Raw genomic sequence first — 14,131 nt, 5'->3', positions numbered from 1 at the left:
AGTCATACTTACCCCCGTGACGACCGCAGTAGGGACCCCAGGATCGGCCATTACTCAGCGTGTGCATTCGCTGAACCGGCCCAACATGGTGAGCGTCGGTACCATCATCTGGCTGTCTAGCGAGCTGATGTTCTTTGCCGGGCTCTTCGCGATGTACTTCGTCGCGCGCGCCCAGGCCCACGGCAACTGGCCGCCGGAACCGACCGAGCTGAACCTGAAGCTTGCCGTGCCGGTCACCACCGTGCTGGTCGCCTCGTCCTTCACCTGCCAGATGGGTGTGTTCGCGGCGGAGAAGGGCGATGTATTCGGCCTGCGCCGCTGGTACGTCATCACCCTGATCATGGGTGCGATGTTCGTGGCCGGTCAGGGCTACGAATACAGCACCCTGGTCAAGGAAGGCACCTCGATCTCGAGCAGCGCCTACGGCTCGGTGTTCTACATCACCACCGGCTTCCATGGTCTGCACGTCATCGCCGGTCTGATCGCCTTCGTATTCCTGCTGGTCCGCACCAAGGTCAGTAAGTTCACCCCGGCACAGGCCACCGCCGCGATCGTCGTCTCGTACTACTGGCACTTCGTCGACATCGTCTGGATCGGGCTGTTCGCCACGATCTACTTCGTCCGCTGAGCCGGGCCAGTACCCCAAATCTTTTGCACAAGTCGGTTCCGTCTACTCCAAAGGGACACAGATGAGTTCATCTCCCCCGTCAGCGCCAGAGCCCGCGAGCCCCAGCGCGGCGATCAGCCGCCACGACGTCGCGGCCGGCCAGGCCAGCAAGACGCGCAGGCAGCGCCGCATGCGGCGTCGCATCGCGGGTGGGCTCGCGCTGCTGGTGGGCCTCGTCGGAGCCGGATTCCTCGCCACCGCGATCACGCCGGACCCGCAGATCGCGACCGCGAACGAGGACCAGTCCGCGCTGATCCGCGACGGCAAGCAGCTCTACGAGACCTCCTGTATCACCTGCCACGGCGCCAACCTGCAGGGCGTGCCCGACCGCGGTCCGAGCCTGATCGGCGTCGGCGAGGCGGCCGTCTACTTCCAGGTCTCCTCCGGTCGTATGCCGATGGCGCGCAACGAGGCCCAGGCCCAGCGCAAGCCACCGAAGTTCGACGCGCACCAGATCGACGCGCTCGGCGCGTACGTCGCGGCCAATGGCGGCGGCCCGAGCGTGGTCCGCGACGCCAATGGCGAGATCGCCCAGGAATCGCTGCGCGGTCCGGATGTCGCCCGCGGTTCGGAGCTGTTCCGGATGAACTGCGCGTCGTGCCACAACTTCACCGGCCGCGGCGGCGCACTGTCCTCCGGTAAGTTCGCACCGCCGCTGGAGCCAGCGAGCGAGCAGCAGATCTACGATGCGATGCTGACCGGCCCGCAGAACATGCCGAAGTTCTCCGATCGGCAGCTGAGCCCGGAAGAGAAGCGCGACATCGTCGCCTACGTCAAGAACGCCACCGAGGAGAAGAGCCCCGGCGGCTGGGATCTCGGTGGGTTCGGTCCCGCGACCGAGGGTCTGGCCATGTGGGTGGTCGGCATCACGCTCGTCGTCGGCGCCGCGATGTGGATCGGATCACGTTCATGAGCGATAGCAAGGAGCCAACTGACATGGGTCGGCCGGATGAGGGCCACGACGGTGTGGAACCGTCGAACGCGCAGGTGAACGTCACGCCCGCGGAGCCCACCGAGGAAGAACTCGACGCGATGTCGCGGGACGAGCTGGTCAAGCTCGGTACCGAGCGCGACGACGTCGACGTCGCCTACCGGCGCGAGCGATTCCCGGTACCGGGCACCCGCGCCGAGAAGCGCGCCGAGCGGCAGGTCACGTTCTGGTTCGCGGTCTCCGGTATCGCGGCCGCGGTCCTGGTCGGGGTCTTCCTGTTCTGGCCCTGGGAGTTCAAGGGCAAGAACGAGGACGGCCACGCCGCCTACTCGCTGTTCACCCCGCTGGTCGGCCTCAGCTTCGGTATCTCGGTGCTGGTCATCGGCATCGCGGTGGTGCTGATCCGCAAGAAGTTCATCCCGGCCGAGCTGTCCATTCAGCAGCGCCACGACGGGCCCTCGCCCGAGGTCGAGCGCCGCACCCTGGTCGCCGAGCTGCAGGACGCGCTGGATACCTCCACGCTGGGTCGCCGCAAGATGATCACCCGGACCGCAGGTGCCGGTGTCGGCGTGCTCGGCATCGGCGCGCTGCTTGTCTTCGTCGGCGGCATGATCAAGAACCCGTGGGCCAAGGGCGACAAGTCGCCGCTGTGGGTTTCGGGTTGGACCCCGGACTTCCCCGGCGAGACGATCTACATCCGTCGCGATACCGGTCGCCCCGAGGACATCGTGCTGGTGCGTCCGGAGGATCTGGACGCGGGTGCCATGGAGACGGTGTTCCCGTGGAAGGACAAGTGGCGCGGTGACGAGCACGCGACGCTGCAGTCCCTGCGCGGTATCCGCAACGCCGTCATGCTGATCCGGCTGCGCACCGAAGACGCGCAGAAGGCCATCAAGCGCAAGGGGCAGGAGAGCTTCAACTACGGCGACTACTTCGCCTACTCGAAGATCTGCACCCACCTCGGTTGCCCGACGTCGCTGTTCGAGCAGCAGACCAATAGGATCCTGTGCCCCTGCCACCAGTCGCAGTTCCTGGCGACCGAATGGGGTAAGCCGGTCTTCGGTCCCGCCGCTCGCGCACTGCCGCAGCTGCCGATCACCGTCAACTCCGAGGGCTACCTGGTCGCAGCCGGCGACTTCATCGAGCCGCTCGGACCGGCCTACTGGGAGCGTCGTTCATGAGTCGGGTTGCAGCCCAAGCCAATGAGGCGGACGAGCGGTACCGCGCCGCGGCGTTCGTGAAGCGGTCGATCAACAAGGTCTTCCCGACCCACTGGTCGTTCCTGCTCGGCGAGATCGCGCTCTACAGCTTCATCATCCTGCTGCTGTCGGGTGTGTATCTGACCCTGTTCTTCGATCCGTCGATGAGCGAGGTCGTCTACAACGGCGCCTACCAGCCGCTGCGTGGTGTGACCATGTCGCGGGCCTACGAGACGGCGCTGAACATCTCCTTCGAGGTGCGCGGCGGTCTGTTCGTGCGCCAGGTGCACCACTGGGCCGCACTGCTTTTCGCGGCCTCGATCATCGTGCACCTGTTCCGCATCTTCTTCACCGGCGCGTTCCGCAAGCCGCGCGAGGCGAACTGGGTCATCGGCTGCCTGCTGCTGATCCTGGCCATGTTCGAGGGCTTCTTCGGTTACTCGCTGCCCGACGACCTGCTCTCGGGTACCGGTCTGCGGGCTGCGTTCGGTGGTATCACGATGAGCATCCCGATCGTCGGCACCTGGATGCACTGGATGATCTTCGGCGGTGACTTCCCCGGCGACATCATCATTCCGCGCCTGTACATCGCCCACGTGCTGCTGTTCCCCGGCATCATCCTGGCGCTGATCGCCGCGCATGTGGCACTGGTCTGGTACCAGAAGCACACGCAGTTCCCCGGTCCGGGCCGCACCGAGAACAATGTCGTCGGCGCGCGCATCGTGCCGGTGTTCGCCTCGGATCAGGGTGCGTTCTTCGCCTTCACCCTCGGCATCGTGGCGATCCTGGCCGGTGTGCTGCAGATCAACCCGATCTGGAACATCGGGCCGTACAACCCATCGCAGGTGTCGGCTGGTTCGCAGCCCGACTTCTACATGATGTGGACCGACGGTCTGGCACGTCTGATGCCGCCGTGGGAGCTCTACCTGGGTCGCTACACGGTTCCCGCCGTGTTCTGGGTGGCGCTGATCATGGGTCTGGTGTTCATGGTGCTGATCCTGTACCCGTGGATCGAGAAGCGCATGACCGGCGACGATGTGCACCACAACCTGCTGCAGCGCCCGCGCGACGTGCCCGTGCGCACTGCGATCGGTGCGATGTCGATCGGTTTCTACGTGGTGCTGACGCTCTCGTGCGTCAACGACATCCTGGCGCTGAAGTTCGACATCTCGTTGAACGCCACCACCTGGATGGGCCGCATCGGCCTGCTGGTCGTGCCGCCGGTGGCGTACTTCTTCACCTACCGGTTCTGCATCGGTCTGCAGCGCAGCGACCGCGCGGTGCTCGAGCACGGCATCGAGACCGGTGTGATCAAGCGCCTGCCGCACGGTGAATACATCGAGGTGCACCAGCCGCTGGGACCGGTCGACGATCACGGCCACCCGATCCCGCTGGAGTACCAGGGCGCGCCAGTGCCCAAGAAGATGAACAAGCTGGGTTCGGCCGGTAAGCCGGGCACCGGTAGCTTCTTGCGCCCCGACCCGACGCACGAGATCGAACAGGCCTTCGAGGCCGAGCATGAGGAAGAGCACAAGCAGCTCGCCGTACTGCAGAAGGTCCAGGAGAAGGCGAACGGTCACAACGGTAAGCACCCGCACTGACCGAAAGTCGATAAGCACAGGGCCCCGAGTCGAATTCCTTCGACTCGGGGCCCTGTGCTGTCAAAGGGAAACGCGGCGGCGAGCGGCCTCGATGGCCTCGAATTTGGCCAGGTTGTGGCGGGCGTCGGCAAGGGCGTCGTGGGCGTCCGGGGGGACCGGGGGCAGTTCGGGACGGCCGTGCGCCTCCCAATGCTGACGCAGCTCATTGGTGTAGCGGGGGAGGGCGTTGGGCAGGTCGATCATGGAGCCCCAGAGCTGACACAGCGCGACGTGGTCGTAGGCGGCCACCCAGGCCCACAGTTCGGGTTGCACCGTCGGTCGGGGTACCAAGAATTTATAGAGGTCGTCGCGGATCTGCTCGCGACTGCGCCACAACGGCGATGCGGGCGGGGGAAGCTGCGGTAACACGTATTTGCGTACCCAGGGGCCTGCGCGATCGGGGTCGAATTCTGTGGAGACCGCGTAATATTCGCGCCCGTCCTCGCAGACAACGCCGATTGAAACCAAGTCTATTACTTTGCCATCTTCAATGAATTCTGTGTCATAAAAATACCTCAATCACTTCCCGCCTTCCTGATACCATGAACCCGCGTATTTCGGGGATGTGGGGTTTATGAAAAATTCTGCTGCGTTGTAGTGTGTCCGATTGTTCTCGACCTGTGCGGCTTCGGGGATTGTGTAATAAGCATGACGATGATGATCCCGGTCGGAGATATCTGCGATACTCGGTCGAAAGTTGTTCTCGCCCAGCCATTCTCGAACACGGTATCTATAGCGCGCACGTGCATGAGTTGAGGCGCCGGGGTGCGATCGAAGCGGCACCGGGATGTGGTGCACCGGGGCGTCGGTGGAAGAGTTCGCACGATGGTGGCCATATTTCGTCGTGTGGATACTGAATACCGCGACTCGCTGGAAATCGTGGCATCGATTGATAATAAAAGCCCGACTCGACCGAAAGCTGCGGCCGGGTGAATTCATCACAGCAATGGGGATGAATTCGATAGTCGGCCGGAGAATTCGGGGCTCTGGCTCACCCGGCAGCCGGCCGATGCCCGTGCGGAAGATCTGGTGAAGTGGGATCGGGAGACTATCGAACAATATAGCGACGACTACTGGTTTTCCGATGGTGATGGGCGGAAGTCGGGACGCCATTGCGATCATTCGGTCGCCTTCGAGGTACCCACAGCCGTCAACCATATGTGGCGTGTTTCGTGGGCTGTGCAACGGGATCTACCGAGGGTATGGATTTGTAACACCTTGGTGCGTGATCGACCCCTACCTCCGGGTACCAGCGCGCTGAGGAATCCGTATTCTGAACAAGTGAACTGGACCGTCGATGTACCTATCGATCGCCTGCCGGAACTGCCACCGCTGCCCGCGGAGCTGCGTAGGCGGCTGGACGACGCGTTGGCGCGTCCGGCGCTGCAGCAGCCGGCGTGGGATCCGGAGCAGGCGGCGATGATGCGCACCGTGCTGGAGAGCGTGCCGCCGATCTGCGTGCCGGCCGAGGTGGAGGAGCTGCGCGGGCAGCTCGCCGAGGTCGCGCGCGGCGAGGCATTCCTGATGCAGGGCGGTGATTGCGCGGAGACCTTCGCCGATAACACCGAACCGCATATCCGGGGCAATATCCGCACCCTGCTGCAGATGGCCGTCGTGCTGACCTACGGCGCCAGTCTGCCGGTGGTCAAGGTCGCGCGCATCGCGGGCCAGTACGCCAAGCCGCGTTCCTCGGATACCGACGCGCGCGGCCTCAAGTCCTACCGCGGTGACATGGTGAACTCGCTCGTCGCCGATGCGAAGCTGCGTGAGCACGACCCCTCGCGACTGGTGCGCGCCTACGCCAACGCCAGCGCGGCCATGAACCTGGTACGCGCCCTGACCAGCGCGGGGATGGCAGATCTGCACCGCGTCCATGATTGGAACCGCGACTTCGTCGCCCAGTCGCCGGCCGGTGCGCGCTACGAGGCACTGGCCGAGGAGATCGACCGCGGTTTGGCCTTCATGACCGCCTGTCGGGTGAACGATCCGAGCCTGCAGTCGGCCCGCATCTACGCCAGTCATGAGGCGCTGGTGCTGGACTACGAGCGCGCCATGCTGCGCCTCGGCGAGCGCCCGGCGGGCGAGCCGGTGCTCTATGACCTATCCGCGCACTTCCTGTGGATCGGCGAGCGCACCCGTCAGCTCGAGGGCGCGCATATCGCCTTCGCGGAACTGCTGGCCAACCCGATCGGCCTGAAGATCGGCCCGAAAACCACGCCGGATCAGGCCGTGGAGTACGTCGAGCGGCTCGATCCCAATAACGAGCCGGGCCGGTTGACCATCGTATCGCGCATGGGCAATACCAAGGTTCGCGATGTGCTGCCGCCCATTATCGAGAAGGTCCAGGCGACCGGACACCAGGTCATCTGGCAGTGCGACCCCATGCACGGCAACACCCACGAGGCCTCCACCGGCTACAAGACGCGGCACTTCGACCGGATCATCGACGAGGTGCAGGGCTTCTTCGAGGTGCACCATGCGCTCGGCACGCATCCCGGTGGTCTGCACATCGAACTCACCGGTGAGGATGTCACCGAATGCCTCGGCGGTGCCCAGGACATTTCCGATCTGGATCTGTCCGGTCGCTACGAGACCGCGTGTGACCCTAGATTGAACACCCAGCAATCGCTGGAACTCGCCTTCCTGGTCGCCGAAATGCTGCGCTGACCAAGGCTTTCCGACAGGAGCGCCGCGACATGCGGCGCTCCTTTGTCGTCAGGGCAGTGCCGTCAGCGAGACGGTGCTGCCCGCCTCGACATTGGAACCAACGCCCGGAACTTGGCCGATCACCAGGGAACTCTCGGACGGCGTGAGCTGACGCACCGCCACCACCAAGCCGAGTGCCTGTAGCTTGGAGCGGGCGTCGGCGACGCTCGAGCCGACCAGCAGCGGCACCTTCACGGCATTCGAGACGATCAGGGTGATACCGTCGCCGGACTCGATCGTGGCGCCCGCAGCCGGTTCGGTGGCGATGACCTTATCCGCGTCGATCGTGCGGTCGTACTGAGTTCGGGTCTCGCGCACCGTGATTCCGGCCGCGGCGAGCACCTTGTTCGCTTCCTCGGTGGTCTTGCCGCGCAGATCGGGCATCTTCACCGGCTGAGATCCCTTGCTGCGGTACACCTTTACCTGCGCGGCCAGCGGAAGGACGGTGCCGGGCGCCGGGTCCACTTTCGCGAAGGTGCCTTTGGGTGCGGTGCTGCCGGTTTCGCCAGCGTCCACCGGTTGCAGTCCGGCATCGCGGATGAGCTGGTTGACCTTCGAAATGTCGTCGCCCGCTTTGACATCCGGTACCCGGGGTTTGCCGCTGGAGATCAGCACGGCCACCGTCGAGCCCTTGGTGACCTTGGAGCCGGCCGAGGGATCGGTGCCGACCACCCCGCCGACCGGGATGGTGTCGGAGGTCTTCGGTCTGGTCTCGGTGTCGAAACCGGCATCCGCCAGCGCCGAAATCGCGCTTGCCTGATCTTTTCCGGCGACCGATGGGACGGCCGAGTAGCGCCCGATGCCCAACCACCAGCCACCGATCCCGACGAGCAGGGTAAGGATCGCGACGATGGCGACCCAGATCAGTACCATGCGACGCGACTTGGCCCGGTCTTCGGCGAAGGGTGACGGCTGCGGCGAATGTGATGGCGCGTAGTGATCGTGTGGCCCGTAAGTGTCCGGCGGTCCGTAGTTGTCGGGCGGACCGTAATCGGGCACGCGCGGCCGCGCCGCGGTGACGACCTTGGTGTGCTGTGCGGACGGTGGCGGTGGTGCCGCGGCCCTGGCTTGCTGCGGGGTCGGCGCGGCGGCATGGTAGCTGGCGCTGAGATGTTCGGCCGATTCCTGTGGCGCGGGTACCCGATATGGCGGCAGATTCAGCGCGACCCCGATCGAATGCAGTTCGGCCGCCATCTCGTTGGCATCGGCGAAGCGATGTGTGGGTTCGCGGTTGGTGGCCCGCGCGATCAGCTCGTCGAACTCCGGCGGGATTCCGGCGATGAATGCGCTCGGGCTGGGCACATCATTCTCTATGCGCTGATATGCCACCGATAGTGACGTGTCGCCGATGAACGGGACCTGGCCGGTGAGTAGTTCGAAGATCAGGATGCCGAAGGAGTAGACGTCGCTGCGGGAATCGGCGCTGCCCGCGGTCACCTGTTCGGGTGACAGGTAGGCGGCGGTGCCGAGGATCACGCTCGCTGAGGTGGTGTTCGCGGCCGCGACGGCTCGAACCAGCCCGAAATCGGCGATCTTGACATCGCCGGAATCGGAGATCAGCACATTCTCCGGTTTGATATCGCGATGGATCAGGCCCGCCGAATGCGCGACGCCGATCGCGGCCAGTAACGGCTCGGCGACCGCGCGCACCGCGTGCGGCGGCATCGGACCGCGTTCGCGCAGGAGTTCGCGCAGCGTGCCGCCCTCGACCAACTCCATGATCAGGAACGGATATTCGCCATCCACGCCTTGGTCGTATACCGCGACCAGGGAGGGATGCTTGAGCTTGGCGACCGAGCGCGCCTCGAATTCGAACCGGGACAGGAACTGGGGATCGGCGGCGAACTTGGGGTCCATCACCTTGATGGCGACCGGACGGTCCAGGCGGGTATCCACACCTCGGAAGACCATCGACATCCCGCCCCGCGCGATCGGTGCGTCGATGCGGTAGCGCCCCTCGAGGATTTGCCCGATCAAGTGATGTCCTCCGGCTTTCACAAAGTTCTCACCCTCGCTCCGATGCGACAAGCGAATGACCGCCCGATGCGGCCCGCCCACGATCGTAGCTGTGTCGAATGGCTGTGTTTTTGGCTGCGCGGGCGCGGCGTGTTCGCGGCCCCCTGCTGTCTCGCGTCCGAGTCGTCGAGACTCGCGACTTCGTCGCATGCGCTTCGACGACTCGGACCGACCCGTTCGCGGCCCGTCTCGCGTCCGAGCCGTCGAGACTCGCGACTTCGTCGCATGCGCTTCGACGACTCGGACGCGAGACGGGCCGCGAACTCCTCGCTCGTAAGACTCGCTCCGTTGTGGTCGCCTGAGCTGGTCGTTCGGTACCTATTGCAAAGGTGCCGGGCGGTCGGGGCTCAGGACTTCGTCGTTTGCGCTTCGACGACTCGGACGCGAGACGGGCCGCGAACTCCTCGCTCGTAAAACTCGCTCCGTGGTGGCCGAACAAGGAGGTCACTCACGTCTGTCCGAACTGGCACAGCGTCCTCGTCAGCATCGACGTGGGCGCTGTGTTGTGTTCGCGTCAGCAGTTGCTCGGGGCTGGAAGTCCCGCGAACCGGTCGGACAGATAGTTGAATGCCCGTGGCGCACCGGCGAGTGCCGCCGCATTGTGGTCGGTGCCCGGAATCAGGTCGAACAGTACCGGCGTGCCCGCCGCGCAATAGCGGCCAACCACCTCGCGGGCCAGCCATGGATCCACCCGGTGATCGTTGGCGCCGTGCCATTCGTAGATCGGAGCGCGTGGTACACCGGGATATGTCTCCAGGCTGTTCTCCTGCAGGATCCGGATCGTGGCGTCGTCGGCGTCGAACATCGAGCCGTTGAAGACATCGTCGAAGTCCTTGTTCTCGCCTGCCGCGATGATTTCGGAGGTGCAGGCATTGGCGACCTGGTTGCGCAGTGCCCAACCCTCGGGTTTGAGGAACCGCTCCATCGACAGCTGGGCAGGATATTCGCGCTCGAGACCGATCATCGCCGCGAATCCGAGGCCGAACAGGGGGTTCGGCTGCACGCCGACATCACGGGCCAGCTTGTCGATATTCACCGCGACCCCGCCCTGTGCGACCCCGACGATCGGCAGCTCCGGCGCATACTCCGGTGCCATCGCCGCCGCGAACCCGGTCGCCATGGCGCCGCCCGAGTATCCGGCCATACCGACCGGACTATCCGCGAGATCGGCTGGTACGAAACGCTTTACCGCGCGTATCCCGTCCAGGGTGAGCTGGCCGCCGAGACGGGCCGTGCCATAGGCGCTGGTCGGCCCGAGGTGGTCGGGAACCGCGACCGCCCAGCCGCGAGCCAGCAGCAGATTCAGCGCGGGCGCTTCCTGCATGCGGCCGTCGAAGAGGCTGTGCGACGGCGCGCACTGCATGCCAAGCGAATTGACGAACGGCTGATACGAGACCAGCGGCCGGTTGCGTCCGCCGCCCACGGGCAGCAGCAGGGTGGTCATGGCCGCGATGGGATTGCCCGCCGAATCGATCGACCGGTACAGCAACTGCCATACCGTCGCACCGGGAAAGCCCGGCGCGCCCACCGGCCGACTGCGGATCACATCACCGGGCTGGAAGTTGGCCACATCCGGTGGCGCCCAATAGAAACCGTCCGGCTCCGGAATCGGATAGATCGGCTCTGCCATGCTGGGCGGTGCATGGCCGAGTCCGGCCAGCGCGACCGCCAAAGCCGCGATGCCGAGTCGCCGGACCGAGGGGCCCCAGTTGCGGCGAATCGATCTGCCGAATAGTTGCTGGCGCCCGCTTTTCGCCGCCTTCCGAGGCGCTTCGGGCACCGCCATTGGTGTCGCCATCATCGCTCCCGACCTATGTCCGTTGGGGGTGGGTGGGAACTTCGGCCGAACCTTCAGGCGTTCGTAGCTTCCGTGCGCCGCCATGTCGACGAACGGCGCTGGTCATGGTACGTGCCGCCGTCCCGGATGTTCGGCCCGGCCGACCCGACCATTAGCATTGCGCCGGTGACATTCGGCTCGGCAGGAGGTCAGCGCATGGGGCAGCGGGCCCGCATCCCTGCTGTCGAGCCGTCGGTGCTTGCGGTGATCTCCCTCGGCGGTGGTCTCGGCGCGCTGGCGCGCTACGGCATCGGCGTATGGTGGCCGGCGCGACCGCACCAGGTCCCCTGGGCAACCTTCACGATCAATGTCGTGGGATGCTTTGCGATCGGAATTCTGATGGTTCTGATCACCGAGGTATGGGTAGCCCACAGACTGCTCCGCCCATTTGTCGGTATCGGTGTGCTCGGCGGCTTCACCACTTTTTCCACCTACAGCCTCGAGGTTCGTAGACTGCTCGAATCGGGTGCCGTAGTCGAGGCGCTCGGCTATCTCGGGGGGACAGTGGTGGCGGGACTGGGGGCCGTCGTGCTCGGCATGATTTTGGCGCGGTGGGCTACTGGTACGGCACGGCGGACGAGTTGACAGTGGAGAGCGCGACGGAAGGGGGTCAGGCGATGGAAGATTCACCGATGGGCACTGGTCCGGCGGCTGGACAGTGGCACCCGGCGGCGCGGCTGACGCTACTGCTCGACGAGGACGACAAGTGGCGGCATGGGCCCCTGTTCCATGAGATCGTGCGGCGAGCCCGCGACGCCGGACTGGCCGGTGCCAGCGTGTGGCGCGGGGTGGAGGGTTACGGCGCGTCCTCGCGCATCCACACCAGTCGGATCCTCGATCTGGCCGAACACCTACCCGTGCTGGTGATGATCATCGACGAGGCCGAGCGGTTGCGTACCTTCGTCGCACAGAATTCCGAGGTGCTCGCCGCGGTGAATGTCGCATTGTCCGAAGTCGAGATCTGGCAGCCGACGCTGGGGGTCGCCCGATGATGGTGGTGCTCGTCCTGGCCGGCGGCATGCTCGGCGCCCCGGCGCGGTATCTCATCGACCGTGCGATTGCCGCGCGATTCGAATCTCTGCTACCGCTGGGCACATTGACCGTTAATATTGTCGGTTCGGCGTTGCTCGGTGGACTGATCGGCGCCGGCACGAACAACTGGCTGTTGGCCGCCGCGGGGACAGGTTTCTGCGGTGCGCTGACCACATTCAGCACGTTCGGCTACGAGACGATCAGGCTCGCGGCCGAGGGCGCCTACGCCTATGCGCTGGGCAATGTGGTGCTCAGCGTCGTGACCAGCCTGACCGCGGTGTTCGTCGCCGCGGCCACGACGCAGTGGTTGTGGACATGATTTTGATGACGAGCCGGGCGCAGCCGACATGGAAGGGAGACCCGAGCATGGCCCATGATCGAGCCGGGCGACCCGCGCGTCCCACCGACCTCGAGGACATCGCGCGTCTGGTGACGGCCTACTACAGCCGCATCCCGGATCCGGCCGAGCCCGCACAGCAGGTCGCATTCGGCACCTCGGGTCATCGAGGCTCCAGCCTGGACACCGCGTTCAACGAGGCGCATATCCTGGCCATTACCCAGTCGATCGTGGAATACCGTGCCACGCGGGGGATTACCGGTCCGGTCTATCTGGCCCGCGATACCCACGCGTTATCCGAACCCGCGTGGACCACCGCGCTCGAAGTACTGGCCGCCAATGATGTGACCGCGATGATCGACGCCCGCGATCGCTACACCCCGACACCCGCGCTGAGTCATGCGGTGTTGCGGCACAACCGCGGCGGCGCAAAACATCAGGCCGACGGCATCGTCGTTACGCCGTCGCACAACCCGCCGCGCGACGGTGGCTTCAAATACAATCCGCCGCACGGTGGTCCGGCCGACACCAAGGCCACCGACGCCATCGCCACCCGCGCCAACGAACTGTTGCGCAACGGCTTGGCCGGGGTGCGACGGACCACGCTGCGGCATGCGCTGGAGAATTGCGTCGAGCGCTACGACTACCTCGACCAGTACATCGCGGATCTGCCGAATGTGCTCAACCTGGACGCCATTCGTGGCGCCGGGATCCGACTCGGCGCCGATCCGATGGGTGGTGCCAGCGTCGACTACTGGGAGGAGATCGGGCAGCGCTACGACCTCGAACTCGAGGTTGTCAACCCGTTCGTCGATCCGACCTGGCGGTTCATGACGCTGGATTCCGACGGCAAGCTCCGGATGGATCCGTCCTCGCGCTATGCGATGGCCTCGCTGATCGCCATCAAGGACGACTACGACATCTCCACCGGTAACGATGCCGACGCGGATCGGCACGGCATCGTCACACCCGATGGCGGCCTGATGAATCCGAACCACTTCCTCGCGGTCGCCATCGAATATCTGGTCGCGAATCGGATGGGCTGGGATGCGCTCACCAAGATCGGCAAGACGGCGGTGAGTTCGTCGATGATCGACCGAGTGGTCAGCGTACTCGGGCGCGATGTGTACGAAGTGCCGGTCGGATTCAAATTCTTCGTGCCCGGATTGTTCAGCGGCAGTCTGGCTTTCGGCGGTGAGGAGAGTGCGGGCGCATCCTTCCTGCGGATGGACGGCACGGTGTGGACCACCGATAAGGACGGCATCCTGCTCGCCCTGCTGGCCACCGAGATCGCCGCGGTCACGGGCCAGAGCCCGTCCGCGCGCTATGTCGAACTCGAGAAGCGCTACGGCAGTCCGGCCTATGACCGCATCGACGCCCCGGCGACCGCGGAACAGAAAGCGCTGCTCGGGAGGTTGATACCGGACATGATCACCACAAAGGAGATCGCCGGTGAGCCCATCACCGCGGTCCTCACCCGCGCCCGCGGCAACGGCGCGCCCCTCGGCGGCCTGAAGGTCACCACTGAAAACGCCTGGTTCGCCGCCCGCCCCTCCGGCACCGAAGACAAGTACAAGATCTACGCGGAGTCCTTCCAGGGCCCCGAACACCTGGCCCAGGTCCAAGCGGCCGCGGAAGAAGTGGTGGGGCAGGCGCTGTCCGGTGAGTGATAGATCGACTGCGGATTCGGCGGGTTCGCTAGGTTTGGCGGGACCGGTTCGGGCGGTTTCGGAGCGATCTGCGACGGCGTTGGGGTCGACGGGGAC

General features: G+C 65.2%; 12 protein-coding genes. 9 read left to right on the top strand and 3 right to left on the bottom strand.

Going from position 1 to position 14,131, the window contains the following annotated elements:
- Window positions 1-16 precede the first annotated feature (16 nt).
- From AB0L63_RS23765 to AB0L63_RS23750, 4 genes are all read left to right on the top strand, one after another.
- Window positions 17-628 carry a heme-copper oxidase subunit III gene (locus tag AB0L63_RS23765; RefSeq protein ID WP_364504717.1) on the top strand — a complete coding sequence of 204 codons (612 nt, stop codon included), beginning with the start codon at window positions 17-19 and terminating at the stop codon, window positions 626-628.
- 169 nt (window positions 629-797) lie between these two features.
- Window positions 798-1,580: a cytochrome c gene (locus AB0L63_RS23760; protein ID WP_364504792.1), complete on the top strand. Its 783-nt coding sequence runs from the start codon at window positions 798-800 to the stop codon at window positions 1,578-1,580.
- A gap of 23 nt (window positions 1,581-1,603) precedes the next feature.
- Entirely contained in the window at window positions 1,604-2,779 is a 1,176-nt protein-coding gene (locus AB0L63_RS23755; RefSeq protein ID WP_364504790.1) for a ubiquinol-cytochrome c reductase iron-sulfur subunit, read from the top strand.
- Window positions 2,776-4,398 carry a cytochrome bc complex cytochrome b subunit gene (locus tag AB0L63_RS23750; RefSeq protein ID WP_364504715.1) on the top strand — a complete coding sequence of 541 codons (1,623 nt, stop codon included), beginning with the start codon at window positions 2,776-2,778 and terminating at the stop codon, window positions 4,396-4,398. The genes AB0L63_RS23755 and AB0L63_RS23750 overlap by 4 nt, the downstream gene beginning before the upstream one ends.
- 60 nt (window positions 4,399-4,458) lie before the next feature.
- Here AB0L63_RS23750 and AB0L63_RS23745 read toward each other — a convergent pair whose 3' ends face one another.
- Window positions 4,459-4,956, bottom strand: a complete 498-nt coding sequence (locus tag AB0L63_RS23745; RefSeq protein WP_364504713.1) for a polyadenylate-specific 3'-exoribonuclease AS — start codon at window positions 4,954-4,956, stop codon at window positions 4,459-4,461.
- A 762-nt stretch (window positions 4,957-5,718) separates the two neighbouring features.
- Here AB0L63_RS23745 and AB0L63_RS23740 point away from each other — a divergent pair.
- On the top strand, window positions 5,719-7,104 hold the full coding sequence (locus AB0L63_RS23740) for a class II 3-deoxy-7-phosphoheptulonate synthase (protein ID WP_364504711.1): 1,386 nt from the start codon (window positions 5,719-5,721) through the stop codon (window positions 7,102-7,104).
- Between the two features lie 48 nt (window positions 7,105-7,152).
- On the opposite strand, the gene pknB is transcribed toward AB0L63_RS23740, so the two are convergent.
- Together pknB and AB0L63_RS23730 are read right to left on the bottom strand one after the other, a co-directional pair.
- A complete protein-coding gene (pknB, locus tag AB0L63_RS23735; RefSeq protein ID WP_364504709.1) occupies window positions 7,153-9,120 on the bottom strand; it encodes a Stk1 family PASTA domain-containing Ser/Thr kinase in 1,968 nt (655 codons plus the stop codon).
- A 553-nt stretch (window positions 9,121-9,673) separates the two neighbouring features.
- A complete protein-coding gene (locus AB0L63_RS23730; protein WP_364504788.1) occupies window positions 9,674-10,789 on the bottom strand; it encodes a lipase family protein in 1,116 nt (371 codons plus the stop codon).
- Between the two features lie 333 nt (window positions 10,790-11,122).
- On the opposite strand from AB0L63_RS23730, the gene crcB reads away from it, so the two are divergent.
- The 4 genes from crcB to pgm are packed head-to-tail and all read left to right on the top strand — an operon-like array spanning window position 11,123 to window position 14,035.
- A complete protein-coding gene (gene crcB / locus AB0L63_RS23725; protein WP_364504707.1) occupies window positions 11,123-11,581 on the top strand; it encodes a fluoride efflux transporter CrcB in 459 nt (152 codons plus the stop codon).
- Between the two features lie 47 nt (window positions 11,582-11,628).
- Window positions 11,629-11,988 carry a DUF190 domain-containing protein gene (locus AB0L63_RS23720; RefSeq protein ID WP_364504705.1) on the top strand — a complete coding sequence of 120 codons (360 nt, stop codon included), beginning with the start codon at window positions 11,629-11,631 and terminating at the stop codon, window positions 11,986-11,988.
- On the top strand, window positions 11,985-12,347 hold the full coding sequence (locus AB0L63_RS23715; RefSeq protein WP_364504703.1) for a CrcB family protein: 363 nt from the start codon (window positions 11,985-11,987) through the stop codon (window positions 12,345-12,347). Before AB0L63_RS23720 ends, AB0L63_RS23715 begins: the two co-directional genes overlap by 4 nt.
- Before the next feature lie 47 nt (window positions 12,348-12,394).
- The gene (gene pgm / locus AB0L63_RS23710; protein ID WP_364504701.1) at window positions 12,395-14,035 is read left to right on the top strand and encodes a phosphoglucomutase (alpha-D-glucose-1,6-bisphosphate-dependent); all 1,641 of its coding nucleotides are present in this window, start codon (window positions 12,395-12,397) and stop codon (window positions 14,033-14,035) included.
- Window positions 14,036-14,131: the final 96 nt, after the last annotated feature.

Origin of the sequence: Nocardia sp. NPDC051990, assembly GCF_040680755.1 — a bacterium.
Classification (GTDB): domain Bacteria; phylum Actinomycetota; class Actinomycetes; order Mycobacteriales; family Mycobacteriaceae; genus Nocardia.
This window is presented reverse-complemented; position numbering and strand designations above follow the sequence as displayed.